General features: G+C 70.3%; 25 protein-coding genes. 18 read left to right on the top strand and 7 right to left on the bottom strand.

Going from position 1 to position 24,342, the window contains the following annotated elements; genetic code table 11:
* Positions 1–30: 30 nt before the first annotated feature.
* Positions 31–912, bottom strand: a complete 882-nt coding sequence (locus HF577_RS02785; protein WP_169394105.1) for a sigma-70 family RNA polymerase sigma factor — start codon at positions 910–912, stop codon at positions 31–33.
* Between the two features lie 91 nt (positions 913–1,003).
* Between HF577_RS02785 and HF577_RS02780 the strand changes: the two genes are divergently transcribed.
* A complete protein-coding gene (locus HF577_RS02780; protein WP_169394104.1) occupies positions 1,004–1,468 on the top strand; it encodes a carboxymuconolactone decarboxylase family protein in 465 nt (154 codons plus the stop codon).
* A gap of 19 nt (positions 1,469–1,487) precedes the next feature.
* On the opposite strand, the gene HF577_RS02775 is transcribed toward HF577_RS02780, so the two are convergent.
* Both HF577_RS02775 and HF577_RS02770 read right to left on the bottom strand, forming a co-directional pair.
* A complete protein-coding gene (locus tag HF577_RS02775) occupies positions 1,488–1,967 on the bottom strand; it encodes a DUF1203 domain-containing protein (RefSeq protein ID WP_169394103.1) in 480 nt (159 codons plus the stop codon).
* A 60-nt stretch (positions 1,968–2,027) separates the two neighbouring features.
* Positions 2,028–2,999, bottom strand: a complete 972-nt coding sequence (locus tag HF577_RS02770) for a GlxA family transcriptional regulator (RefSeq protein WP_312858910.1) — start codon at positions 2,997–2,999, stop codon at positions 2,028–2,030.
* Between the two features lie 87 nt (positions 3,000–3,086).
* On the opposite strand from HF577_RS02770, the gene HF577_RS02765 reads away from it, so the two are divergent.
* The gene (locus HF577_RS02765) at positions 3,087–3,725 is read left to right on the top strand and encodes an HD domain-containing protein (protein ID WP_169394101.1); all 639 of its coding nucleotides are present in this window, start codon (positions 3,087–3,089) and stop codon (positions 3,723–3,725) included.
* A gap of 10 nt (positions 3,726–3,735) precedes the next feature.
* Here the strand turns inward: HF577_RS02765 and HF577_RS02760 are convergent, their stop codons facing one another.
* Both HF577_RS02760 and HF577_RS02755 read right to left on the bottom strand, forming a co-directional pair.
* Entirely contained in the window at positions 3,736–4,500 is a 765-nt protein-coding gene (locus tag HF577_RS02760; protein WP_312858914.1) for a putative hydro-lyase, read from the bottom strand.
* Positions 4,501–4,556: 56 nt separating this feature from the next.
* Complete coding sequence (locus tag HF577_RS02755; RefSeq protein ID WP_169394099.1) at positions 4,557–5,798, bottom strand: NRAMP family divalent metal transporter; 1,242 nt, start codon at positions 5,796–5,798, stop codon at positions 4,557–4,559.
* Positions 5,799–5,861: 63 nt separating this feature from the next.
* Here HF577_RS02755 and HF577_RS02750 point away from each other — a divergent pair, with 63 nt between their 5' ends.
* From HF577_RS02750 to HF577_RS02730, 5 genes are read left to right on the top strand one after another with little or no spacing between them, the layout of a single operon-like run.
* Entirely contained in the window at positions 5,862–6,698 is an 837-nt protein-coding gene (locus HF577_RS02750) for a creatininase family protein (RefSeq protein ID WP_211173707.1), read from the top strand.
* Between the two features lie 4 nt (positions 6,699–6,702).
* Positions 6,703–7,485 (top strand): GntR family transcriptional regulator, encoded by a 783-nt coding sequence (locus tag HF577_RS02745; RefSeq protein ID WP_169394098.1) that lies wholly within the window; start codon positions 6,703–6,705, stop codon positions 7,483–7,485.
* Between the two features lie 8 nt (positions 7,486–7,493).
* Positions 7,494–8,477: an ABC transporter substrate-binding protein gene (locus tag HF577_RS02740; RefSeq protein ID WP_169394097.1), complete on the top strand. Its 984-nt coding sequence runs from the start codon at positions 7,494–7,496 to the stop codon at positions 8,475–8,477.
* A 1-nt stretch (position 8,478) separates the two neighbouring features.
* Positions 8,479–9,732: an MFS transporter gene (locus HF577_RS02735; protein ID WP_169394096.1), complete on the top strand. Its 1,254-nt coding sequence runs from the start codon at positions 8,479–8,481 to the stop codon at positions 9,730–9,732.
* A gap of 57 nt (positions 9,733–9,789) precedes the next feature.
* On the top strand, positions 9,790–10,788 hold the full coding sequence (locus tag HF577_RS02730) for an LLM class flavin-dependent oxidoreductase (RefSeq protein ID WP_169394095.1): 999 nt from the start codon (positions 9,790–9,792) through the stop codon (positions 10,786–10,788).
* A gap of 5 nt (positions 10,789–10,793) precedes the next feature.
* Here HF577_RS02730 and HF577_RS02725 read toward each other — a convergent pair whose 3' ends face one another.
* Positions 10,794–11,885, bottom strand: a complete 1,092-nt coding sequence (locus tag HF577_RS02725) for an LLM class flavin-dependent oxidoreductase (protein ID WP_169394094.1) — start codon at positions 11,883–11,885, stop codon at positions 10,794–10,796.
* Between the two features lie 768 nt (positions 11,886–12,653).
* Here HF577_RS02725 and HF577_RS02720 point away from each other — a divergent pair.
* The 8 genes from HF577_RS02720 (at position 12,654) to katG (ending at position 20,491) form a co-directional block, all read left to right on the top strand.
* Positions 12,654–13,118, top strand: a complete 465-nt coding sequence (locus HF577_RS02720; protein ID WP_169394093.1) for an MSMEG_3727 family PQQ-associated protein — start codon at positions 12,654–12,656, stop codon at positions 13,116–13,118.
* 13 nt (positions 13,119–13,131) lie between these two features.
* Complete coding sequence (locus HF577_RS02715; protein ID WP_169394092.1) at positions 13,132–14,835, top strand: PQQ-dependent dehydrogenase, methanol/ethanol family; 1,704 nt, start codon at positions 13,132–13,134, stop codon at positions 14,833–14,835.
* 46 nt (positions 14,836–14,881) lie between these two features.
* Positions 14,882–14,977 carry a pyrroloquinoline quinone precursor peptide PqqA gene (gene pqqA / locus HF577_RS02710; RefSeq protein ID WP_312858909.1) on the top strand — a complete coding sequence of 32 codons (96 nt, stop codon included), beginning with the start codon at positions 14,882–14,884 and terminating at the stop codon, positions 14,975–14,977.
* A 118-nt stretch (positions 14,978–15,095) separates the two neighbouring features.
* Entirely contained in the window at positions 15,096–15,992 is an 897-nt protein-coding gene (gene pqqB / locus HF577_RS02705; RefSeq protein WP_169394090.1) for a pyrroloquinoline quinone biosynthesis protein PqqB, read from the top strand.
* Entirely contained in the window at positions 15,989–16,693 is a 705-nt protein-coding gene (pqqC, locus tag HF577_RS02700; RefSeq protein ID WP_169394089.1) for a pyrroloquinoline-quinone synthase PqqC, read from the top strand. The genes pqqB and pqqC overlap by 4 nt, the downstream gene beginning before the upstream one ends.
* 5 nt (positions 16,694–16,698) lie before the next feature.
* A complete protein-coding gene (gene pqqD, locus HF577_RS02695; RefSeq protein WP_169394088.1) occupies positions 16,699–17,031 on the top strand; it encodes a pyrroloquinoline quinone biosynthesis peptide chaperone PqqD in 333 nt (110 codons plus the stop codon).
* Positions 17,024–18,151, top strand: coding sequence for a pyrroloquinoline quinone biosynthesis protein PqqE (gene pqqE, locus HF577_RS02690; protein WP_169394087.1), 1,128 nt, complete (start codon positions 17,024–17,026; stop codon positions 18,149–18,151). The genes pqqD and pqqE overlap by 8 nt, the downstream gene beginning before the upstream one ends.
* Before the next feature lie 162 nt (positions 18,152–18,313).
* A complete protein-coding gene (katG, locus tag HF577_RS02685) occupies positions 18,314–20,491 on the top strand; it encodes a catalase/peroxidase HPI (protein ID WP_312858913.1) in 2,178 nt (725 codons plus the stop codon).
* 13 nt (positions 20,492–20,504) lie between these two features.
* Here the strand turns inward: katG and HF577_RS02680 are convergent, their stop codons facing one another.
* Positions 20,505–20,978: a GNAT family N-acetyltransferase gene (locus HF577_RS02680; protein ID WP_211173706.1), complete on the bottom strand. Its 474-nt coding sequence runs from the start codon at positions 20,976–20,978 to the stop codon at positions 20,505–20,507.
* 310 nt (positions 20,979–21,288) lie between these two features.
* Here HF577_RS02680 and HF577_RS02675 point away from each other — a divergent pair, with 310 nt between their 5' ends.
* The 3 genes from HF577_RS02675 to HF577_RS02665 all read left to right on the top strand — a co-directional run bounded on the left by HF577_RS02675 (position 21,289) and on the right by HF577_RS02665 (position 24,326).
* Positions 21,289–22,692: a DHA2 family efflux MFS transporter permease subunit gene (locus HF577_RS02675; protein WP_169394163.1), complete on the top strand. Its 1,404-nt coding sequence runs from the start codon at positions 21,289–21,291 to the stop codon at positions 22,690–22,692.
* A 291-nt stretch (positions 22,693–22,983) separates the two neighbouring features.
* Positions 22,984–23,865 carry a manganese catalase family protein gene (locus HF577_RS02670; protein ID WP_169394085.1) on the top strand — a complete coding sequence of 294 codons (882 nt, stop codon included), beginning with the start codon at positions 22,984–22,986 and terminating at the stop codon, positions 23,863–23,865.
* A gap of 5 nt (positions 23,866–23,870) precedes the next feature.
* Entirely contained in the window at positions 23,871–24,326 is a 456-nt protein-coding gene (locus HF577_RS02665; protein ID WP_312858908.1) for a DUF2243 domain-containing protein, read from the top strand.
* Positions 24,327–24,342: the final 16 nt, after the last annotated feature.

The following is a 24,342-nucleotide window of genomic DNA, read 5'->3' as shown; positions in this document are numbered from 1 at the left end:
ACCAGGGCGCACAGCCGGATCTCGGAACGATCATGGCTCGTCGAGCACCGAGAGGTCGATCCGGGCCAGTCGCTCGGGGTCGCTGAGGATGTCGAGCCGCGCCACCTTCCCGCCCACCACCGTGAACGCGGCGACCGACAGCGGACGGCCCTCCGACATAGCCACGGCCCCGACCGCTCCGTTGACGAGTGCGGGGCGGGTGAGCTCGGCGATCTGCGCGAAAACGACAGCACCCCGGGCCACGGCCTCCGATCCCCGCAGGACGCTGCTCGGGCGCAGGGCGCCTCCGTCGGAACGCACCACGACGTCGGGATCGAGGATCGCGAGGAGCCCGTCGATGTCGCCGCCCCGCGAGGCGGCGAGGAAGGCGTCGATGACCTCGCGCTGACGGGCCCGGTCACGGTCCGGGGTGGGGGCCGCTCCCTGCACCCGGCGGCGGGCACGGCTGGCGAGTTGGCGGGTCGCGGGCTCGGTGCGCCCGACCACGGCGGCGATCTCGTCGAAGGGCATGGCGAACAGGTCGTGCAGGACGAACGCGAGCCGCTCCGCCGGTGTCAGGGTCTCCAGCACCACGAGCAGGGCGAGGCCGACCGAGTCGGCCAGCAGCGCCTCGTGCTCGGGGTCACCACCGTCCAGCCGGGTCACGATGGGGTCGGGAACCCGGACGTCGAGGGGCTCCTCGCGTCGCTGGTTGCGGGACCGCAGCATGTTGAGGGCCACCCGGCCGACGACCGTGGTGAGAAACCCGCCCAGGTTCGCCACCTCATCGGTGTCGGAGCGGCTGAGCCTCAGCCAGGTCTCCTGGACCGCATCGTCGGCCTCGCTCAGCGAGCCGAGGAGCCGGTAGGCCACCGACCGCAGGTGGGGTCGGTGTTCCTCGAAGCGCGCCGCCAGAAAGTCGTGCTGGTCCATCCGTCACATTCCTCCGTCGCCCGGTGTCAGAGCAGTGACCCGCAGGACGCCGTCGATGTGACACACGACCAACACCCCGAGGAGAACCAGCATGACCGCACGCATGAAGAACCCGGCTCTCGTCCTCCCTGACGCCATGACGGGCATCCAGCACCTGCTCACGGCCACGAGCCGGAGCAACGTGCCCGGCTCGACCCTCGAACTGGTCGCCCTGCGAGCCAGTCAGATCAACGGCTGCAGCGCCTGTGTGGTCGGTCATGTGCAGGTGCTCGAGAAGGCGGGCGAGACCGCCGAACGGCTGGCCACCGTGGCGGTCTGGCGGGACGCGCCGTTCTTCACCGACGCCGAACGCGCCGCGCTGGCGCTCGCCGAGTGCGCCACCCGCCTCGCCGACCACCCCGGCGAGAGCGTGCCCGACGAGGTCTGGGACGCGGCAGGCGAGCACTACGACGAGCAACAGCTCGCCGGCATCGTCCTGATGATCGCCACGATCAACTTCTTCAACCGCCTCAACGTCACCGTGAAGGAACCGGCCGACAACCCCAGCTGGGCCTGACCGCGCGCCGCCCGGGGGGTCACTCCGCTCGGGTGATGGTGAACATCCAGCAGCCCCAGTTCCTGTTGCGACTGTGGATCTGCGCCACACCGGGCTCGGCGAGCAGTGCGGCGATCAGCGCCTCGGGGTGCCGGCCGTCGTGGTCCGTCGTGGCGGCGTGGATCCAGCCGCGGTGGTCGTAGGCGCGCAGGACCTGGGGGCGGCCGTACCAGTCCGGCGGGTAGCGCTCGAGGCTGTCGGGGCCGGCGCAGGGCTCGGCGTGGGCGAGGACCGCCCCGATCTCGCGGTAGGGGCTGGACGGGATCGGCGGCTCGTAGCCGAAGAGGATCATTTCCTCGCCGGGCCGGGCGTCGCGCAGGCAGCATCGCAGAGGTTCGTCGCCTTCCGCGGTGACATGCTCGACGGGAGTGCCGAAGGCATCGGCCCCGCTGTTCCGCGCGCTGTGCAGGACCTCGTCGGGAACGGTGTGGATCCGGAACGCGGTCGTCGTCGTGGTCACTCGCTGATGTTGTCCGGCCGGACCGGTGCCCCGCTGGCGGCTATCAGCCGTCGTGATCGCTCACGGCCGGCTCGGCTGCCGCCGTGTGCTGGCGAACCGCTGCCGGTACTCGGTCGGGGTGATGCCGAGGTGCCTGCCGAAGGCACGGCGCAGGGACTCGTCGCTGCCCAGACCGCTGCGCCGGGCGGCAGCGGTGATGCTGTGACCTTCGAGCAGGAGCCGCTGAGCCGCTTCCAACCGGGTGCGCTCCACCCAGCGCGCCGGGGTGGTGCCCACCTCGTCCTGGAACAGGCGCGCCAGGTGGCGGGTGCTCGTCGGGATGGCGGCGGCCATCGCCGTGAGCGAGTGGTCGCCGTCCGGGGCGGCGACCACGGTGGCGAGCAGTGCCCGGATCGGCGCGCTCCGGGGCACGGGCGTGGTGGTGGCCACGGAGAACTGGGACTGGCCCCCCGGTCGCTGCAGAAAGACCACGAGCTCCTGGGCGATCTGCCGCGCCACCTCCGCGCCCTCGTCGTGCTCCACCAGTGCCAGCGCGAGGTCGATGCCGGCGCTCACCCCGGCCGAGGTCACCACCTCGCCGTCCGCCACGAAGATCGCGTCGGGTTCGACGAGCACCTTCGGGTACCGCCGCTCCAGGCGCTCCGCGTGGCGCCAGTGCGTGGTGGCGCGGCGCCCGTCCAGCTCCCCGAGCGCGGCCAGCACGAACGCCCCCGTACAGACCGACGCCACCCGGCCCGCCGCCGAGACGACCAGCCGGGCGGCGGCGAGCAGCTCCTCCTCGATGAGCTGCACCGGCAGCCGGTCGCCGCCGGCGATGATCGCGGTGTCCAACGCGCCTACCTCGTGGGCGGCCGTCGTGGGGCCGAGCCGCAGCCCGGCCGAGGTCTGCACGTCGCCCCCGCGCGGGGAGAGCAGGACGACCTCGTAGGACGAGCCGAACTGGCATGCCTTTCCCAGCACCTCGGCCGGACCGCTGACGTCGAGCATGGTCACCCCGTCGAACACGAGGATCCCGACCCGATGTGGTGCCACGCCCCGTCCTCCGCCCGTGTCCGGATCTGTGGTTGTCCCGTCCCTGACGACATGGTGCCTGATGCCGCCACCGACGATGCTGGACGCATGACAGAGACGATTTCCGACATCGAGATCCCGGACACCCGACTGGTCGCCGAGGCCACCGAGCTGGTGCGCGAGGCGGCACCTCCGTTGATCTACCACCATTCCCGGCGGGTCTACCTGTTCGCCAGTCTGCGGGGCCGGGAGCAGAAACTGCAGTTCGACCCCGAGCTGCTCTACGTGGGCGCCATGTTCCACGACCTCGGGCTGACCACGACGTACCGGCGCACCGACCAGCGCTTCGAGATCGACGGGGCCGACGAGGCGCGCCGGTTCCTGCTCGAGCACGGACTCGACGCCTCGCACGCCGAGCTCGTGTGGACCGCCATCGCGCTGCACACCACCCCGGAGACCCCGCTGCACATGGCGCCGGAGATCGCGCTGGTCACCCGCGGGGTCGAGCTGGACGTGCTCGGGATCGGCTACGACGCGATCACCGACGCGCAGCGCGCCGCGGTCGTCGCGGCGCACCCGCGCCCGAACTTCAAGAACGAGATCCTCGCGGCGTTCACCGACGGCATGAAGGACCGACCGGCCACCACGTTCGGCACCGTGAACGCCGACGTGCTCGCCCACTTCGTGCCGGGCTTCCGCCGTGGTGACTTCGTCGAGGTGATCCTGGGCTCCGACTGGCCGGAATGAGCCTCCGCGGTCAGACCGCGTAGGTGTGGTCGGGCACGTCGGTGATGAACATGTGCCCCGGCGCGTGGGTGATCGCGAACGGCGGCCGGGACGTCATGATCGCCGCCTGCGGCGTGACCCCGCAGGCCCAGAAGACCGGCACCTCGCCCTCGCGGATCTCCACGGGGTCGCCGAAGTCGGGCTTCGACAGGTCGGTGATGCCCAGTGCCTCCGGCTCGCCGATGTGCACCGGCGCGCCGTGCACGGCCGGGAACCGGCCGCTGATCCGCACGGCCTCGGCCACGCGGTCGGCGGCGATGGGCCGCATCGACACGACCAGCGGCCCGCGCAGCCGCCCGGCGGGGCGGCAGGGGCGGTTGGTGCTGTACATCGACACGTTGCTCCCGGCGCTGATGTGGCGCACCTCGATGCCGGCGGCGAGCATCGGCGTCTCGAAGGTGAAGCTGCACCCGATGAGGAACGCCACCAGGTCGTCGGACCAGTAGCGGGTGATCTCGTCGGGTTCGTCGACCAGCTCCCCGTCGCGCCAGACGCGGTAGGCGGGCAGGTCGGTGCGCAGGTCGGCACCCTCGGCGAGCGCCGTGTACGGGCTGCCGGGCTCGGTCACGTCGATGATCGGGCACGGCTTGGGGTTGCGCTGCCCGAACAGCAGCGTCTCGTAGGCGTACTCCCGCGGGACGATGATCATGTTGGCCTGGGCGTAGCCGGGAGCCCAGCCCGCGGTGGGCACCCGTGCCCCGGCGCGGAACCGGCTGCGCGCCTGCGCGGGGCTGATCGTGGCGGGGGCGGCGTCAGCGGCGCCGGTCGGGGCCTGGATCGTCATGGTGCTCCTCAGTGGAAGATCGATCCGATCGACGTCAGCGACACCACCGCGGCGTAGGCGGTGAACAGCCAGGCCGCGACGCCTGCGCCGAGCAGGACCTTCGGATACGTGTGGTGGGCGATGAGGTCTCGCCGGCGCAGCGCGACCCACAGGATGATGGCCAGGCCGATCGGCAGGACCAGGCCGTTGATGGCTCCCGCGAACACCAGCATGGACTGCGGCGTCTGCCCGGCGGCGACGAACACGACGGTGGCCAGCGCGACGAGCACGATCACCGTGCGGTTCATGTGCCGCCGGATCGGAGCCGCGTAGGACCGCAGGAACGTCGCGGTGGTGTAGGAGTTGCCGATGGTGCTGGTCATCCCCGCTGCCCAGAACACCAGGCCGAACAGGTGCAGACCCACCGGGCCGAACGCGGCCAGGAAGCTCGAGCCCGCCGCGTCGTTGGCGTTGGCGAGGTGCACCCCGGTGGCCACCACCCCGAAGAACCCGAGGAACAGCACGATCCGCAGCACGCACGCCACGAGGATGCCGGTGAGTGCCCCGCGGTTGATCCGCGAGACGTTGTCGGCCCCGGTGATGCCCGAGTCGATCAGCCGGTGGGCCCCGGAGTAGGTGATGAAGCCGCCGACCGTGCCGCCGATGAGGGTGAGGATCGGCAGGAACGGCAGCCCGTGCGGGGCCACGACGCCAACCACGGCCTGCCCCACCGGCGGAGCCGTGACCACCACCAGGACGATGATCAGGCAGATCTTGACGAGGCCGAGCACCACCATCACCCGGTCGACGGCGGTGAAGACCGCCTTGCCGAGGAAGATCGCGATGGCGAGGCAGCCGCTGATCGCGGCCCCGATCCGGCTGTCGATGCCCAGCAGGTCGTGCAGGCCGAGGCCCGCGCCCGCGATGTTGCCGATGTTGAACACGATTGCGCCCAGCACCACGAACACGGTGAGCACCTGGCCCGCGCCGGGGAAGACCTTGCTGGCCAGGTCCTGAGCCCGTTGGCCGGAGATCCCGAGGATCCGCCACACGTTCATCTGCACCGCGATGTCGATGAGCATCGACACCACCACCGCACAGGCGAACGAGGCACCGTAGAGAACGGTGAACGAGGCGGTCTGGGTGATGAAGCCGGGACCGGCCGCGCTCATCGCCATCAGGACGGCGGCCCCCAGGAGCGGAGGCACCCGGAGCCGCACCGCCCGGCGTTCCCCGTCGGTGGACTCATCCGTGCTGGTCGCGCCGTCCATCACACTCCTCGCTCTCGGCCTCGAGCGAGTCTAGGTTAGACGTCAGACGTCTACCCTTCGAAAGTGAGAGTCGCCATGACCGCCGACCGACCCTCGGTCTGGATCCAGGACCTGACCTGGGAAGAAGTTGACTCCTACCTCCAGCACGAGCGCATCGTCATCGTGCCCGTTGGGAGCACCGAGCAGCACGGCCCCGCCGGCGTGCTCGGCGTCGACTCCTACGTGGCGATGACGCTTGCCGAGGACGTGGCCGAGCGCACGGGCGTGCTGGTGGCACCCCCGATCTGGTACGGCGACTCGTCGCACCACGGCGCGTTCCCCGGGACCATCACCATCCGCCCCGACACGCTGACCCTGCTGATCCGCGACGTGGCCCGCAGCCTGGCGCGCCACGGGTTCGACCGGATCATCCTGCTCAACGGGCACAAGGGCTCGAACCTTCCGGCCCTGAACAGCGCGGTGCGCGTGCTGCACGACGAGGAGCTCCCGCAGGTGCTCTTCGCCGTCGCCGACCCGCTGCACCTGGCCCGCTCCAGCGCTCCGACGATCAAGGAGACCAACGAGCACCACGCCGGTGAGCTGGAGCTCTCGCACGTGCACTACCGCTATCCCGGCAAGATCCGCACCGACCGGCTGACCGACGCCTCCGTGGACTTCGAGGAGGTCTTCGGCGGGTTCGTCGGCAACGACCTGTTCGGCCCCGCCCCGGACGGCGTCGAGATCATCTGGTCGGGCGACGAGCAGCGCGTCTTCACCCCGTCCGGCAGCTTCAGCTCCTCGCTCGGCCTGTCCGACGAGAAGGGCAAGCGTTACCACGACCACATCGTCGGCAGGCTCGCCGAGCTGGTGGAGTGGCTCCGCGGCTACCACGGACCGATCGGCGAGCGGTCGGACGGGTGACCTGATGGCCATCAGGAAGACCACGGACAGCGCTCTGGCCGACGTGCTGCAGCTCGAGACCGTCACCACCGACTGCTACCGCCAGGTGCGGGACCAGCTGCGCGAGGTGGTGATCCGCCTCGGCGCGAAGGGGACGCTGCGGCTGCCGTCCGAGGCCGAGCTCTCCACCGCGCTCGGCGTGAGCAGGGCGACCCTGCGGTCGGCGCTGCAGGCGCTGCAGCAGGAGGGCCGCATCCGCCGCCTGCACGGGCGGGGCACCTTCATCAACCGCTACGCGCTCGGCGTCGGGGCCAACCTCGCCGAGGCGGGCGCCTTCGTCGACCTGCTCGGCCGGGCAGGCCACGAACCGTCGGTGCGGATCGTGGACCAGCGCGTCGTCGAGCTGGGCGCGGACGACGCCACCGCTCTGGAGCTCACCGCCGGAACGCCGGCTCTGCAGATCGAACGGGTCTTCGACGCGGGCGGCGAGCCGGCCGTGCACAGCGTGGATCTCGTCCCGGCCGCGCTGCTCGGCGAGAACCCGGAACAGCGCGACGCCGGGCGGTCCACCTTCGAGTTCGTGGAGACCCACCTCGGGCCACCGGTCTGCTACTCCGTGGCCGAGGTGCGGCCGGTGCTGCCCTCCCCCGCGCTGGTGCAGACCCTGCACATCCCCGCCACCCAGCCGCTGCTGCGGCTGCGGCACACCCACATCCGCGACGACGAGCAGCCCGTCGCCGTGACCGTGGCGCACATCAACGACGAGTACCTCCGGTTCTCGGTGATCCGCACCTACCTGGACGAATGAGGAAGACCATGACGCGCGTTCCCCTGACGCTCGCCTGTGGCGACTACGACCGGACCTGGCCGCTGGCCGACGGCCGGGTCCGGCCCGAGGGCATCGACCTGAACCTCATCACGCTGGAGCCCGAGGAGTGTTTCTGGCGGATGCTCGGCAACGCCGAGTTCGACGCCGCCGAGATGTCGCTGTCCAGCTACGCCATCGCCCACGCGCGCGGTGACGACCGTTTCGTCGGTGTGCCGGTGTTCCTGTCCCGCAGCTTCCGGCACTCCACGCTGTACGTCCGCAAGGACTCCGACATCACCGACGCCCGCGACCTGGCCGGGAAGCGGATCGGCGTGCCCGAGTACCAGATGACGGCCGCGGTGTGGGCCAGGGCACTGCTGCACCACGACTTCGACGTGGACACCACCGGCATCGTCTGGTGCACCGGCGGGCTGGAGGAGCCGGGACGCGTCGAGCGCCAGGCGCTGGAGCTGCCCGACTGGGTGCGCATCGAGCACGTCGGGAACACGCTGTCGCAGGCCCTGCTCGACGGCTCGATCGACGCGCTGATGGCCCCTCGCGTGCCCTCGGTGTTCCGCAGCGGGGACCAGGTGCGGCGGCTGTGGCCCGACTACGCGGCGCGCGAGGTGGAGTACTACACCCGAACCGGAATCTTCCCGATCATGCACATGCTCGTGGTCAGGGCGGACGTGGACCGGGCGCACCCCTGGGTGGCCCGCAGCCTGTACAAGGCGTTCACCGAGGCCAAACGCTTCGCCCTCTCCGGCGCGGCGGACAAGCCCGCGCTGCGCTACACCATGCCGTTCCTGCTCGACGCCCTGGAGCGTCAGCAGGAGGTGTTCGGCGCCGACCCGTGGCCCTACGGGCTCGACGCGAACCGGACGGCACTCGACACCTTCGCCGGGTACCTCGCGGAGCAGGGCCTCGTCGCCGCGCCACCGGACATGACCGAGCTGTTCGCCCCCGCCACCCGCGCCGACTCACGGATCTGACATGACCGCACCGTTGCTCGCGGAGCCGGCGACCAGGCTCGACCGCCGCGCGTGGGGCATCCTCGCGCTCACCCTGGTGTTCTGGGTGGCCGACGGCTACGACACGTTCGTCCTGCTGATCACCGCCCGGCCCACGCTCACCGAGCTGCTGCCGGTCGACCAGCTGCACAACCTCCCCGCCTACCAGGGCTACCTGGTGGCGATCACGCTCGCGGGGTGGGCCACCGGCGGGATCCTCGGCGGGATGGTCGGCGACCGCCTCGGCCGCCGCCGCACCATGATCGTCGCGGTGGTGGTCTACAGCGTGTTCACCGCGCTGTCCGCGCTGGCCGGCAACTGGTGGATCTTCGGCATCGCCCGGTTCCTCACCGGCGTCGGCATCGGGGCCGAGTGGGGCGTGGGCACCTCGCTGCTGCAGGAGGTGTGGCCGCAGCGGTGGCGCGCCAAGGGTGCGGGCCTGCTGCAGAGCGGCTTCTCGCTCGGCGGGTTGCTGGTGTCGGCGCTGTGGGTGCTGCTCGGCTCGACGCTGCAGCTGTCGTGGCGCTGGATGTACCTCTTCGGCATCCTGCCGCTGCTGCTCGTGCTGCTGGTCCGCAAGCACATCCCGGAGTCGGCGCTCTGGTCGGCCACCCGGCGTTCGGCCACCTCGATCGCCGACCTGCTCCGGCCCGGCGTGCGGCGCAACTTCCTGGGCGCGCTCGTGGTGTCGATCGCGATCACCGGCGGCTGGTGGGCCGTGAGCTCGTACCTCCCGAGCTTCGTGGGAGGCCTCGTGCACGACCCGGGCCGGGTGGCGTTCTTCACCGGCTGGGCGGCGGCGCTCTACAACGCGGGCGAGATCGCCGGCTGCATCGCCTTCGGCTTCCTCGCGGAGTCCTGGGGCCGCAAGGCCACGATCCAGGCCTACTTCGTGGGCTGCCTGGTGATCGTGCCGATCGTGTTCCTCGCCGTGCACGGCGCCGTGGCCGCGACGTGGCTGCAGCTGGTGGCGGGCTTCCTCACCGGCGGCGTCTACAGCTGGTACACCGTGCACACCCCCGAGCTGTTCTCCACCGCGCACCGCGCGACGGCGATCAGCATGGTGTTCAGCGGCTCGCGCTACATCGCAATGGTGGGTGCGGTGCTGACCGGCACCCTCGCCACGGCACTCGGCGGCTTCGGCCGTGCCGCGGCGATCTTCGCGCCGATCTACCTGATCGGCATGATCGCGGTGTTCTTCCTCCCCGAGACCAAGGGCGATCCACTGCCCGGCTGACCGCAGCCCGTCCCGCCCCACCCACCAGTTCGAGCCAGCAGTACGAGTAGGAGAACGATGGCAATCGAGGTCGACATCCGCGTTCCGGTCGGCCGCCCGCTGCCGGAGCTGATGGACTTCATCCGGTCCTGCGAGGACGCCGGCTTCCACGGCGTCGGTGTGCACGACCACCACCACTCGGGCCGCGACGTCTACGTGGCGCTCACGCTGGCTGCCGCCGCCACCCACCGGCTGACGCTGTACCCGGCCACCACCAACCCGGTCACCCGGCACCCGCTCGTGCTGGGCGCGACCGCCAACTCGCTCGCGGAGATCGCGCCGGGCCGGATCCTGCTGACCCTCGCGCCCGGGTTCCTGTCCGTCGAGAAGGCGGGCAAGCCGCAGGCCCGGCGCCAGCAGCTCGGCGAGGTGGTGACCGCTCTGCGGCAGCTGCTGGCCGGGCGCCCCGCCGTGGTGGACGGCCAGGAGCTGCGCATGAACAACGTGGCGGCGCCCGCGCCGAAGATCTTCATCCTGGCCGCTGGCCCGAAGATGCTGGAGCTCGCCGGGGAGGTGGCCGACGGGGTGGTGATGATGGTCGGCCTGCACCCCGACGGGATCGAGGCGGCCCGGCAGCACGTGCGCGCGGGCGCGGCCCGGGCCGGACGTCCGGTCGAGTCGGTGGAGGAGATCTTCATCGTGCCCACGGCGATCGAGGACTTCGAGACCGCCCGGGAGTGGCCGCGCCGGTACTTCCGGCCCGGGCAGCCGTTCCTGAACTACCCGAGCGTGGCGAACCTGCGCTGGTTGCGCGCGGCGGGGATCGACATCCCCGAGGACCACGAGCCCGGCTCGCTCTCCCCGCAGCTCGCCGAGCGGGTGTCCGAGGCGTTCGGGCTGTTCGGGCCGCCGGAGTACTGCGCGGACCGGCTGCTGCGCGCACACGAGGAGTCCGGCGTGCGCAGGGTGTTCTTCTTCCCGTCGCACACCGCCGAGAGCGGTTACGACCTGCCGCAGACCGACGTCGAGGCGTTCGCCAAGATCATCGGGCCGCGGCTGGCGGAGGCCACCGGCTGACCGGGTCAGGGTGCCTCTCGGGGCACCCGCAGCCCGGCCTTCTCCAGCAGGGGGAGCACCTCCTGGCCGAAGAACTCCAGCTCGGGCACGTAGTCGTAGAAGGTGATCTGGACCCCGTCGATCCCCGACTCGTGCAGCCGGGCCAGCTTGTCGGCCACATCCGCTGGCGAGCCCACCACGTGCAGGTGGCCCCCGACCGCGCGGCCCCGCGCGCTGTGCTCCAGCCAGGACCGGCTGTCGCCCCCGGCATGGCGCCCGGTGAAGTTCCGGATCGACTCGAGATCCGCGTGGTCGGAGATGGCCCGGTACCGGGCCTCGGCGGCGTCCCGGGTGGGTGCGGTGACGATGGTCGGGTTGATCACGACCCGGACCTCACGGCCCTCGGCCCGTGCCGCGTCCTTCACGCTCCGGACATGGGCGGGCATCGCGGCGATCGCCGTGTCGAAGTCCTCACCGGCCGGGCTCGAGACGAAGACGATGTCGGAGTGCTTTGCCGCGTAGGAGAACCCGGCGGGCGAGCCACTCGCCGACACCAGGATCGGCCGGCCGAACGCGGGCCGCGGAGACACGTAGGCCTCCTCCAGTGACCAGTGCTCACCGTGGAAGGTCAGGTTGTCGGCACCGGCCCACAGGTCCTCGCAGATGGCGGCGAACTCGTCGGCCATGGCGTAACGCTTGTCGTGCTCGGGACGGGTCATGCCGAACATGGCCGGTTCGTTGCCCGCGTACCCGGTGACGATGTTGGCCCCGAAGCGGCCGCCGGAGATGTGGTCGGCGGTGGCGAGGAACTTGGCCAGATGCAGCGGGTGCCACGGGCCGTAGAGGACGTGCACGGTGCCCAGGAGCAGGATCGACCGGGTGGCCGAGGCCAGCGCGACCGCGGAGACGAAGGGGTCGAGGAAGTTCTCCCGGTACCCGGTCTCTCCCCCGAAACCGCCCATGGGCAGCCACTGCGAGAGGCCGAACGCGATGTCGAACCCCCACTCCTCCGCCCGGCGCGTGAGCTCCAGGTTGTAGGCGAAGGTCCAGTCGGTGCCGCGCGGCAGCGTCGACTGCGACCATCCGCCGGTCTGCAGCGGGAGGAACAGGCCCAGCATCAGCGGCTGCCGCCACGCCCGACTGAGTGGACTTCCAGGGAAGTCCTGGGGCTGGGGCGGCACGACGAGACGGCCGCGATCGCGTACGGACAATGGAACTCCTGCGGGGCGAGAAAAGGATCCGTTCGAGTGGGCCGGAAAGAGCCGCGCTATCGAGAGTAGTCCTTCGCGGGAGGCGCCGCCGGGCCGTCCGGAGACCGTTGGCGGCCAGTGTCGAGAGTCACGCACGGCTGGGTCGCCGGACTATTCTGCGCACTATTGGAGGAGGCTCGGTCGAGCGGCTCGCCCGACGGCTGGGCGCACCGGGGGAATTCCTGCGATCTTTCGCGACCCGGGCACCGGAAGTCGCTCCGACGAACCTGCGGACACGGGACCCGGCGCCGGGCGGGCGTGCCCGGTCGCCGGCTCGGACCGCCACCCACCCACCCGGAGCGAACCCGGCCGAGCAGCACGTGCGCGGCATCCTCCGCCTCGTCGAGCGGCTCGGCGTACGGCCGACAGCGACCGTCCTCCACCTGCCACACCCTCGCCCGGCGCAGTGGGCGAAATGGATCAGATCACGGCCCTGGAAATTGATCGAATCGCTCCGCAGGTAATTGATCAAACCGCCAGATCGCTATTTGATCATTGCGCCGCGCGTACCCCGCCCACAGGTCGCGGAAACGCCGCACGGTTAATCAAATTGAAGGACCTTCGGGGGCTTGACCGCTATATACCGCTGTGATAGCGTTCACAATTTGAATTAGGGCGCTCCGGAAGGTGAGGGGTATGACAACCACTGCTGGGGATCGATCCGATCTGCTCGACAAGCTCGGATTGAAAGAACAGAACAGGGCGACCATCGGTCGATTGTTGGCCACCGGAAACGTCGGCCAGGCAACCGAGCGAGCCAATGGCACCATGCAGGCCACAATTCGGATCAACCCTGACGAACTGTGCTGGGATCCGTCGGTTCTGGTCCTGCCACACGGAGGTGATCTCGAGCTCGAGCTCATCAACGACGACCTGAACACGCACTGCGCGCTGTTGCCGAACAATGGCGACAGGAAATTCATCTGGTTGGTGAACCATTCACGCGGACGGGCGACCCTCAACCTTGACGGCCCGGGCTACTACTGGTTCAGCTCACCCACGGGCAACGACGAGGGACGGGGACTGACCGGCGCGATCGTCGTGCTGGGGGAAGTTCCGCCGGAGGCCCGCCTCGACCGCCCCGAACAGCCGCGACCGTAAAAAGGAGCAGGACATGACCGTCGAATACGTCGACGCGGGTGAGGCAGTCAACCAGGCAACGCTGAACTACAAGACCCCAGGGGCGGAGGTCGCGCCGCCGGTGGTCGCCGACGTCACCTACGAGCGCATCCGCAACGCCGCCTCGGAGCCCCACAACTGGCTCACCTACTACGGCACCTACAACGGGCAGCGGTTCAGCCCGCTGGACCAGATCAACACGGAGAACGTCAAGCATCTCCGCCCCGCGTGGATCTTCCAGGCCGGCACGACCGGCATGATCGCGGGTGCGTCGACCTACTCGTTCGAGGCCGCCCCGATCGTCGTCGACGGAGTCATGTTCGTCGCCGGCTGGGACGGCTGGGTATGGGCCCTCGACGCCAAGACGGGCGTGGAGATCTGGCGGTACAAGCACGCGATCCCCTACGACGTCTCACTGTGCTGCGGGAACGTGAACCGTGGCGTCGCGGTGGCGCAGGGCAAGGTCTTCTTCGTCACGGCGAACGCGCACGTGATCGCGCTCGACGCCACCAACGGCAAGCGGGTCTGGGACAAGACCTACGGGGACGTGCGAGCCGGGGAGAGCGCCACGTGCGCGCCGCTGGTCGTGAAGGACATGGTCATCGTCGGGAGTTCGGGCGGGGAGTTCGGCGTACGCGGTCACCTCGACGCGTTCGACGTCGAGAGCGGGGAGCACCGCTGGCGCTGCTACATGGTGCCCAAGCCCGGGGAGCCCGGCTCGGAGACCTGGCCCGCCGACGGTGAGGCCTGGGCGCGTGGTGGTGCGAACTGCTGGCTCACCGGCACCTTCGACCCGGAGACCAACCTGCTGTACTGGGGCACCGGCAACCCGGCGCCCGACTTCGACGGCGAGGTCCGCGAGGGCGACAACCTCTACACCGACAGCATCGTCGCCGTCGACGCGGACAGTGGCCAGATCCAGTGGCACTACCAGTGCACCCCGCACGACCTGTGGGACTACGACAGCATCGCGGAGTGCATCCTGTTCGAGTCGAAGGGGCGCAAGCTGCTCGGCCACTTCGACAAGAACGGCTACTTCTTCGTCGTCGATCGCACGAACGGCGAACTGGTCCAGATCACCCCCTTCGTGGACCGCATCACCTGGGGAGCGATCACGCGGGACGGCCAGGTGACGGCGAAGGTGTACCCCGAGAAGGAGGGGGACCCGGTCCACTTCTACCCGGGCCCGGCCGGCGCCAAGGAATGGACGCACGCGGCCTACAGCCCGAGGACCGAGCTCTTCTACGTCCCGGTCCAGGACACCGGCGCAACGGCCACCCGCCGCCGCCGGGAGTTCAAGGAAAGCATCCCGTACTGGGGCGCGGGCGTTCAGGTGGACATCGATGACATGGCGGGGTCCATCAGCGCGTTCGATGCCGACGGCGAGGAGAAGTGGCGCTACCGCAACGATCTTCCGATGTGCGCGTCCGTGCTGGCCACGGGCGGCGACCTGGTGTTCGCCGGGAAGCCCTCCGGTGAGTTCGTCGCGCTCGACGCCAGCACCGGGGAGCAGTTGTGGCAGTTCCAGTGCGGCAGCGGCCACCACAGCAGTCCGACCACCTTCAGCGTCGACGGCAAGCAGTACGTCGCCGTGCCGGTCGGTTGGGGCGGCTGGGCCGAGGGATTCCTCCCCGGAATGCTCGGTGCGGGTCACGGAAGCGCCTTGATCGCCTTCGCGCTGCCGGAGGAATCGTCATAGCGTTATGACGGGAACCTGCCGGAATCAGCCGAGAGGAGGTGAATCCGTGGAGTCTCAGCTCGCTGTGTGGGAGACGCCGGAGTTCGAGGAGATCGGCGTCGCACCCGAGGTGACCATGTACATCGCTCAGATGGAGGACTAGGAGGGTGCTGAACGACTCCGGTCGTTCAGCGCGCTCCTGGGCGGGACGTGGGGCGGCGCCGGACCTCGGTGCGGCGCCCCTCCACCGGCTCGGACCGACCACAGATGGAGTGCCGAGGGTGTTGCTGCGGGTGCTGGGCTCGGCGGCGGGGGGTGGTTCTCCGCAGTGGAACTGTGGCTGCCCGGTGTGTGCCGCCGTCCGCTCCGGGGCCGCCCCACCGCGCACGCAGTCGTCGGTCGCGGTGAGCGCCGACGGCAACCGGTGGTTCGTCGTCAACGCCTCGCCGGACATCCGCGCCCAGATCGAGGCCTTCCCCGGCCTGCACCCGCACGGCCGGCGGGAGACGCCGCTGGAGGGGGTGCTGCTCACCGACGCCGAGCTGGACCACACGCTGGGCCTGCTCCTGCTGCGCGAGGCCGGCGCCGTGCGGCTGTACGCCACCCCCGCGGTGCACAAGACACTGTCCGACGGCTCGGGGATCCTGCGCACGCTCGAGCGCTACTGCCCGGTCGAGTGGCGGACGGTGGTCCCCGGCGCCGGCTTCGTTCTGGCCGACGGGCTGTCCTGCCGGGCGTTCGACGTGCCCACCACCAAGCGGGCCCGCTTCGGGACCGGGGTGGACGACGGCCGCGTCGTGGGCTACCGGCTCACCGACGACCGCAGCGGGGGCACGCTGGTGTACCTGCCGGGGGTGCAGTCCCTGACGCCCGCGCTCCGATCGGAGATCGCGGGCTGCGACTGCCTGCTGATCGACGGCACCTGCTGGCGCGACGACGAGCTGATGCGGCTCGGCCTGGCCGGCAAGACGTCCCGGGAGATGGGCCACCTGCCCATCGACGGCCCGGACGGCAGCCTGGCGCAGCTCCCGTCGCTCGGCGTGCGGCGGACGATCTTCGTGCACATGAACAACACCAACCCGATCCTGCTGGAGGACGCGCCCGAGCGGCGCATTGTGGAGGACAGCGGTATGCAGGTGGCCATGGACGGCCTCGAGATCGAGGTACAGGGCCCGTGACGACAACGACCGGAACGACGAGAGCCGGCGCCGACGACTTCGTCGAGACGCTGCGGGCGCACTCGCGGCGCTACCACGACCAGCACCCGTTCCACGTCCGGATGAACGCCGGCCTGCTGAGCCCCCGGCAGCTCCAGGGCTGGGTGGCCAACCGCTTCTACTACCAGGAGAACATCCCCCGCAAGGACGCGGCGATCCTCTCCAACTGCCCCGACGTCGACGTCCGCCGCCGCTGGATCCGCCGGATCGTCGACCACGACGGCACCGCGGCAGGCGAAGGTGGCATCGAGGCGTGGCTACGCCTTGGCGAGGCCGCCGGGCTGACCCGCGAGGAGATCCGCGACCACCGGCACCTGGTCCCCGGGGTGCGGTTCGCGGTCGACGCCTACGTGAACTTCACCCGGACCCGCCCGTGGGTAGAGGCGGTGGCGTCCTCGCTCACCGAGCTGTTCGCCCCGGACCTGATGGCGGAACGGCTGGCCGCGTTCGAGCGGTGGTACCCGTGGATCGACCCCGAGGGTCTCGCCTACTTCCGCGCCCGCCTCGAGCAGGCCCCGCGCGACTGCGAGCACGCCATGGAGGTGGTCACCGAGCACTGCCTGTCCGCCGAGTCCCAGGCGCGTGCCGTCGACGCGCTGTCGTTCAAGTGCGACGTCCTGTGGAGCCTGATGGACGCCATCGACCAGGCCTACCCGGAGTGATCGCCATGGAGCCGACCCGAGCCGGAACCGCGGCCCGACCCCGCGTCGGGGTGTCCGGCTCGGACCGGCCGCGGTTGGCGCGCCACGTCCGGCTCGGTTTCTGCCCGACCCGGCAGAAGCCCATCCTGCTGCTCCCCGAGACGGTGGTGGTGCTCAACGCCACCGGCGCCGGCATCCTCGAGCTGTGCGACGGGCGGCGCACCGTGGCCGAGATCGTGGCCGAGCTGGGCGCGCGGTACCGGACCGTCCCCGACGAGGAGGTGCGGCGGTACCTGACCCAGCTCGTCGCCCGGCGCTGCGTGGAGCTTCCCCGGAGTGGGGAGAACACCGATGGATAGCCCCTTCGGGTTGCTGGCCGAGCTCACCTACCGCTGCCCGCTGGCCTGCGCGTACTGCTCCAACCCGCTGAACATGGCCGACTACTCCGACGAGCTGACCACGGACGAGTGGCGACGGGTGCTGGTGGAGGCCCGTGACCTGGGGGTCCTGCAGTGCCACCTGTCCGGCGGCGAACCGCTGCTGCGGCGCGACCTGGTGGAGATCGTGGCAACCGCCCATGATCTGGGCCTCTACTCCAACCTCGTGACCAGCGCACTCGGCCTCTCGAGGCAGAAGGCCGAGCAGCTGCTGGCCGCCGGCCTGGACCACGTGCAGGTCAGCATCCAGGCCGACGAGCCGGCGGTGTCCGACCGGATCGCCGGCACCCCGTCCTTCCGGCGCAAGATCGAGGCCATGGGCGTGGTCAAGGAGCTGGGCTGGCCGCTCACCATGAACGTGGTGCTGCACCGGCAGAACATCGACCGCGTCGCCGACGTGCTGCGGCTGGCCGAGGAGATGGGCGCCGACCGGGTGGAGCTGGCCAACACCCAGTACTACGGCTGGGCCTGGCGCAACCGCGACGCGCTGCTGCCGAGCCGGGAGCAGCTCGAAGCGGCCGAGCTCGTCGTGCGGGCCGCCCGCGACCGGTTGCGCGACCTCATGGACGTCATCTACGTCATCCCCGACTACTACAGCCGCTACCCGAAGCCCTGCATGGGCGGCTGGGCCTCCCGGCAGCTGACCGTGACGCCGAACGGCGACGTGCTGCCCTGTCCTGCTGCCCAGTCCCTGCCGTTGCCGCGGGCCAACGTGCGCGAGGACCCGCTGGAGCGGATCTGGGCCGAGTCGCCGGTGATGACCGCGTTCCGGGGAACGGACTGGATGCCGGATCCCTGCCGCAGCTGCGACCGGCGGGAGCTGGACTTCGGCGGGTGCCGCTGCCAGGCCTTCCAGCTCACCGGCGACGCCGCCCGTACCGACCCGGTCTGCCACCTCTCGCCCGACCACGACCTGGTCGCCCGGGCCGTCGAGGCCGCCAACGCGGACTCGCGGGCCGGGGACCTTCCGCTGGTCCCGCGCCCGCACGGGGTTCGTGGAGGAGACCGTGAACGACATGACGCGGCGCCGCAGGGTATTTAGGGTGGTGAATGCCGGTCAGTGACCCACCCGGGGAACGACTGACGAGACAGGACGACCGACGCAGCCGCCGCGCGCATGCCGTCGGTGTCAGGGATGGACCAAGGGCGGTTCTCCACCATGGCAGACGTGTACAAGACATACGACAAGAGCGTGGGCCTCGGCATCCACGCCTCGGCCGCTGCTGACGGTCGGCCGCCCGGGAGCGGGAGCAACCGTGGCTGGTGGCCCGACCAGCTCGATCTGAGGATCCTCCGGAAGCACCCGGCCGCGGCCAACCCCTTGGGCGAGGACTTCGACTACGCCACAGAGTTCCGGACCCTTGACCTCGATGCCCTCGCCGGCGACATCGACGAGGTGCTGACGACCTCGCAGGAGTGGTGGCCCGCCGACTTCGGCCACTACGGGCCGCTCGTGATCCGGATGGTGTGGCACTGCGCCGGGACCTACCGCAGCCACGACGGGCGGGGCGGCGCGGGCGCCGGCATGCAGCGCTTCGCGCCGCTGAACAGCTGGCCCGACAACCGCAACCTCGACAAGGCGCGCCGGCTGCTGTGGCCGGTGAAGCAGAAGTACGGCCGCAAGATCTCGTGGGCCGACCTGATGGTCTTCGCGGGCAACCGCGCCCTGGAGTCGATGGGCTTCACGACCTTCGGCTTCGCCGGCGGCCGGGCGGACGTCTGGGAGCCCGACGAGGACGTCTACTGGGGCCCCGAGCGCGCCTGGCTCGGCGACGAGCGCCACACCGGCGTCCGGGATCTGGCGAAGCCGCTGGCCGCCGCCCAGATGGGCCTCATCTACGTCAACCCGGAGGGCCCGAACACGGTCCCCGACCCCTACACGTCGGCCCGGGACATCCGCCAGACGTTCCGGCGCATGGGGATGAACGACGAGGAGACCGTCGCGCTCATCGCGGGCGGCCACACGTTCGGCAAGACCCACGGCGCGGCCGACCCGGAGCGCTACCTCGGCCCCGAACCCGAGGGCGCCGGCATCGAGGAGCAGGGCCTGGGGTGGAAGTGCACGTACGGCACCGGGACGGGCGCCGCCACCATCACCAGCGGGCTCGACGGCACGTGGACACCCACCCCGACGACGTGGGACAACAGCTTCCTCGAGACCCTCTTCGGCTTCGAGTGGGACGTGGAGCTGAGCCCCGCCGGTCTGTGGCAGTGGATTCCGAGGGACGGCGGCGGGGCCGGCACCGTGCCCGACGCCCACGACCCGTCGACGACACACGCCCCGACGGTCCTGACCACGGACCTCGCGCTGCGGTTCGACCCGGTCTACGAACCGATCGCGCGGCGCTTCCTGGAGAACCCGGACCAGCTGGCGGACGCGTTCGCCCGGGTCTGGTTCAAGCTGACGCACCTCGACATGGGGCCGATCCAGCGCTACCTCGGTCCGCTGGTCCCCCGGGAGCAGCTGATCTGGCAGGACCCGATCCCCGCCGTGGACCACGAGCTGGTCGGGGACGAGGACATCGCCGTACTCAAGAGCCGGATCCTCGCCTCCGGGCTGACGGTCGCCCAGCTCGTCTCCACCGCGTGGGCGTCGGCCTCGACGTTCCGCGGCAGCGACAAGCGCGGTGGGGCGAACGGGGCACGCATCCGCCTCGAGCCGCAGCGGGGCTGGCAGGTCAACGACCCCGACGAGCTGGCGCAGGTGCTGCGCACTCTGGAAGGGATCCAGGAGGAGTTCAACGGCGCCCGGACCGGGGGCCCGAAGATCTCGCTCGCCGACCTGATCGTGCTCGGCGGGTGCGCCGCCGTCGAGCAGGCGACCGAGGCCGCAGGCCACGACGTCCGGGTCCCGTTCACCCCGGGACGCATGGACTGCTCGCAGGAGCAGACCGACGTGGAGTCCTTCTCCGCGCTCGAGCCGGACGCGGACGGGTTCCGCAACCACCGCGGAAAGGGCAACCGGCTACCCGCGGAGTACCTGCTGGTCGACCGCGCGAACCTGCTGACCCTGAGCGCGCCCGAGATGACCGTCCTCGTGGGTGGCCTGCGGGTGCTGGGCGCGAACTCCGCGCGGTCCCCGCTGGGCGTCTTCACCTCGGCTCCCGGGACGCTGACCAACGACTTCTTCGTGAACCTGCTCGACATGGGCACGGAATGGACGCCGACGTCCAAGGCCGCGGAGACCTTCGAGGGCCGCGACCGCGCCACCGGCGAGATCAGGTGGACCGGCAGTCGCGTCGACCTCGTCTTCGGCTCGAACTCCGAGCTGCGGGCCGTCGCGGAGGTCTACGCGTGCGACGACGCGCGGGAGAAGTTCGTCACGGACTTCGTGGCCGCGTGGGACAAGGTCATGAACCTCGACCGGTACGACCTCACCTGATCCACCCCCGCGCTCACCGAGCGGACAGCGTGAGCCGCAGGACGATCTCGCCGTCGTCGACCTCGCCCGTGGGCTCGAAACCGAACCGCTGGTAGAAGGGCCACGGTTCGCCCTCGCCCGGCTCGTAACTGGTGTACAGCTCGGTGGCGCCGTCGGCTCGAACCAGGTCGACGATCTGCGTCAGCACCTCCTGGCCGATCCCGCGCCCCTGGTGGCGCTCGTCGATGAGCAGCCGCCACAGGTAGTACTTCCCGACTCCGGAACGATCGTCCGGAACGTTCCACGAGAGCATCACGAAGCCGACCGGCTCGCCATCGCAATATGCGGCCCGGTACCAGGGATTCTCCTCGGGCTCGTCGGCCGCGTCGTCGAGCGAGGTGGCCACCGAGGCGACGAACTGCTCCTGGTCACCTCGGACCCGCAGCGCGCAGACGATGTCGCGGTTGTCGTCGGTGATCTCCCGCAGGTGCACGCCTGAGGACGTCATGCCGCGACCTCCCGTATCCGGCAGCGGAGTGCGTTATCGAGATGACTGCGGGTGCCGCGAACTCTACGTTGTGCTGCTGCAGGGCTTGGCGCGCCGACTCCCCGAACCAGGTACACACCGCGACGGTCCGATCGCTGACAGTTCTATTCTCAGCGGTACCGCCACCAGGGGATGCGGGCGGCCGGGGGGAACCGACGTGAACGGAGAAAGTGTGACTGCCGAAGAACATGGCTCGACGGGCGGAGCGGCCGCGTCCACGGACGCGACGGCGCTGTCGACAGCGGAGTCCGCCGATCCGCCGCCGGGCGCCATGGTCGTGATCGCACTGCTGGTGGGATCGGCGTTCGCCATGATCCTCAACGAGACGATCATGAGCGTGGCGCTGCCGGCGCTCATGGCCGACCTCGAGATCGGCGCGAGCACCGCGCAGTGGCTCACCAGCGGCTTCCTCCTCACGATGGCCGTGGTCATCCCGACCACCGGATACCTGCTGCAGCGATTCCCGCCGCGGTCGATCTACCTCGCGGCGATGTCGCTGTTCACCACGGGCATCCTGATCGCAGCGCTCGCCCCAGGTTTCCCGGTGCTCCTGATCGGCCGGGTCGTGCAGGCCACGGGCACCGCCGTCATGGTGCCGTTGCTGATCACCACGGTGATGAGACTGGTGCCGGCCGATCGACGAGGCCGCACGATGGGCACCATCACGATCGTCATCGCGGTCGCCCCGGCGATCGGTCCTACTGTGTCCGGGTTGATCCTGGGCGCGCTCGGGTGGCGCTGGATGTTCTGGATCGTGCTCCCCATCGCGGCGATCGCCCTTGCCATCGGCGCCGCCCTCTTGCGGATTCCGGCCGACACCCGCCGGGTGCCCCTCGACGTGGCTTCGGCCCTGATCTCGGCCGTGGCGTTCAGCGGCCTGCTCTACGGGTTCAGCAGCATCGGCGACGCCATGCGCGGCGAAGCGAGGCTCACGCCGGCGATCCCGATCGTGATCGGGGCGATCGCGCTGGTCGTCTTCGTGGCGCGCCAGCTCCGGCTGCAAGCTGACAACCGGGCCCTGCTCGACCTGCGCCCCTTCTCCCACCGCCCGTTCGTCGTGGCGATCATCCTCGTCATGATCAGCATGATGGCGCTGTTCGGCGCGCTCATCCTGCTGCCGCTCTACCTGCAGGGCGTGCTCGGGGCCACCACTCTCGCCACCGGTCTGGCGCTGCTTCCGGGCGGCCTGGTCATGGGGCTGCTGGGACCGGTGGTCGGGCGGCTCTTCGACCGGTTCGGCGCACGCCCGCTCGTCGTACCGGGCGCGATGGTGCTGTGCGTCGCCCTGTGGCTGTTCACCACGCTCGGCGCGGAATCGCAGCTGTGGATGATCATCGCCATCCACGTGGTGCTCACGGTCGGACTGTCGCTGATGTTCACCCCCCTCATGACCGACGCGTTGGGATCGCTGCCCGGCGAGCTCTACTCCCACGGCAGCGCGATCGTCACCACCCTGCAGCAGGTGGCCGGCGCAGCCGGCACGGCTTTGTTCATCACCGTGATGACGCTCGGGTCCGCGGATCCGACCGGAGCGATCGACGCCGTCGGCACCCACGCGGCGTTCCTTGTCGCAGCGGTCATCTCGATCGTCGTGGTCGGCCTGTCGTTCCTGGTGGGGCGGCCCTCGTCGGCCATGGAACCGCCCCCCACACCGGCCACCTCGGCCGCATCCTGATCACGGGCGAGGGACCACAGCGGGATCAGGGCGCACTGACACCCCTCGGTCGTCGCGGTCCGGCCCGCTTCACGCCCGCGAGCGTGGCTCCGCGCTGACGATGCACCCCGGAGGAAATCCAGCTGAAGGACCACCTCGGGGCCGCCTGGGAACGGACGAGGTCATGAACCTCGATCGGTACGACCGATCGAGGGATCCCAGATCTCTTCCCCAATGCCTGTTTTGCCGCGCCACGGCCGGGCACCCACGGCCCGTACGAGTGTGGTCCGAGCCATCCCCAGAGGGAGCACGATGTTCTTCCATCGCCAGGAACTGCAGTTCAAAGCCACCCCTGACCAGCCCGACGCCGTGTTCGCCCGCAAGCTGCAGGAGCTCCTCGGCGGCCAGTACGGGGAGATCACCGTCGCGTTGCAGTACATGTTCCAGGGCTGGAACATGCACATCCCCGGAAAGTACCGCGACCTCGTGTTCGGTATTGCGGCCGAGGAGATCGGGCACGTGGAGATGCTCGCGACGATGATCGCGCAGCTGCTCGAGAAGGCCCCGGTCGGAGTCACCGGCAAGGCACTGCAGGACGACCCGACCGTGGCGGCCATCGTGGGCGGCATGGACGTCCAGCACGCGATCGTGGCGGGCGCGGGCGCGCGGCCGGTCGACAGCAACGGCAACCCGTGGCAGGGCTCCTACATCACGGCCAGCGGCAACCTCCTGGCCGACTTCACCGCCAACGCCAATGCCGAGATGCAGGGCCGCACCCAGGCCGCCCGGATGTACCACATGACCGACGACCACGGCGTGCGCGACCTGCTGTCCTTCCTCATCGCGCGCGACACGATGCACCAGAACCAGTGGGCTGCGGCCGCGCGGGAACTGCAGGAGGAGGGCTACGAGCTCATGCCCACACCGAGCAACTTCCCGCAGAGCAAGGAGTACCAGCAGGTCTCCTACCAGTACCTGAACTTCAGCGACGGCAAGACCGCCGCCGAGGGCAGCTGGGCCAGCGGACCGAGCCCCGACGGCAAGGGCGAGTTCACCTACCACGACGGGCCGACCACCACGGCCCCGATGCCGCCACCCACCCACGCCGACTCGCGGTTCTACGGCACGACCGAACTGCCGAACAGCATCGAGAAGACCGCGGGCATGGTGCAGGACAAGCTCAACAAGGAGTGACCAGGGTGGCCCGGCCGGGCCGTAACCTCGCCGCCGGGCTCCTGCTCGGCCTCGGGCTGGTCGCGTTCGTCGACGAGGTGGTGTTCCACCAGATCCTGCACTGGCACCACTTCTACGACCGGGCGACCCCCGAGGTCGGGCTCGTGTCGGACGGCCTGTTCCACGCGTTCAGCTGGTTCGCCACCGTCGCCGGCCTCGTGCTCGTCAGCTCGTTGCGCCGTGACCGGGCGTTCTGGTCACGGCGCTTCTGGGCCGGGCTGCTGACGGGCGCCGGGTTCTTCCAGCTCTACGACGGTCTCGTCCAGCACAAGGTCCTCGGACTGCACCAGATCCGCTACGCGGTCGACCTCGTCCCCTACGACCTGACCTGGAACGTCGTCGCCGCGATCCTGCTCGTCATCGGCCTCGTCCTGATCGTCACGACACAGCGGACGGCGCGCGGCGCGGCGGCCGGCGCATGACGGGCCATCACGGCCA

This window comes from Pseudonocardia xinjiangensis, from assembly GCF_012911925.1.
Lineage (GTDB): Bacteria > Actinomycetota > Actinomycetes > Mycobacteriales > Pseudonocardiaceae > Pseudonocardia > Pseudonocardia xinjiangensis.
Note: the sequence above shows the minus strand (reverse complement) of the source record. Positions and strands in the feature narration are given on the sequence as shown.

Bases quoted from the DNA above. Each gene is read 5' to 3' on its own strand.
- HF577_RS02785 (WP_169394105.1), bottom strand. From the start codon at position 912: ATGGACCAGCACGACTTTCTGGCGGCGCGCTTCGAGGAACACCGACCC.
- HF577_RS02780 (WP_169394104.1), top strand. From the start codon at position 1,004: ATGACCGCACGCATGAAGAACCCGGCTCTCGTCCTCCCTGACGCCATG.
- HF577_RS02765 (WP_169394101.1), top strand. From the start codon at position 3,087: ATGACAGAGACGATTTCCGACATCGAGATCCCGGACACCCGACTGGTC.
- HF577_RS02755 (WP_169394099.1), bottom strand. From the start codon at position 5,798: ATGGACGGCGCGACCAGCACGGATGAGTCCACCGACGGGGAACGCCGG.
- HF577_RS02745 (WP_169394098.1), top strand. From the start codon at position 6,703: ATGGCCATCAGGAAGACCACGGACAGCGCTCTGGCCGACGTGCTGCAG.
- HF577_RS02740 (WP_169394097.1), top strand. From the start codon at position 7,494: ATGACGCGCGTTCCCCTGACGCTCGCCTGTGGCGACTACGACCGGACC.
- HF577_RS02735 (WP_169394096.1), top strand. From the start codon at position 8,479: ATGACCGCACCGTTGCTCGCGGAGCCGGCGACCAGGCTCGACCGCCGC.
- HF577_RS02730 (WP_169394095.1), top strand. From the start codon at position 9,790: ATGGCAATCGAGGTCGACATCCGCGTTCCGGTCGGCCGCCCGCTGCCG.
- HF577_RS02725 (WP_169394094.1), bottom strand. From the start codon at position 11,885: ATGCTGGGCCTGTTCCTCCCGCTGCAGACCGGCGGATGGTCGCAGTCG.
- HF577_RS02720 (WP_169394093.1), top strand. From the start codon at position 12,654: ATGACAACCACTGCTGGGGATCGATCCGATCTGCTCGACAAGCTCGGA.
- HF577_RS02715 (WP_169394092.1), top strand. From the start codon at position 13,132: ATGACCGTCGAATACGTCGACGCGGGTGAGGCAGTCAACCAGGCAACG.
- pqqD (WP_169394088.1), top strand. From the start codon at position 16,699: ATGGAGCCGACCCGAGCCGGAACCGCGGCCCGACCCCGCGTCGGGGTG.
- pqqE (WP_169394087.1), top strand. From the start codon at position 17,024: ATGGATAGCCCCTTCGGGTTGCTGGCCGAGCTCACCTACCGCTGCCCG.
- HF577_RS02680 (WP_211173706.1), bottom strand. From the start codon at position 20,978: ATGACGTCCTCAGGCGTGCACCTGCGGGAGATCACCGACGACAACCGC.
- HF577_RS02675 (WP_169394163.1), top strand. From the start codon at position 21,289: ATGGTCGTGATCGCACTGCTGGTGGGATCGGCGTTCGCCATGATCCTC.
- HF577_RS02670 (WP_169394085.1), top strand. From the start codon at position 22,984: ATGTTCTTCCATCGCCAGGAACTGCAGTTCAAAGCCACCCCTGACCAG.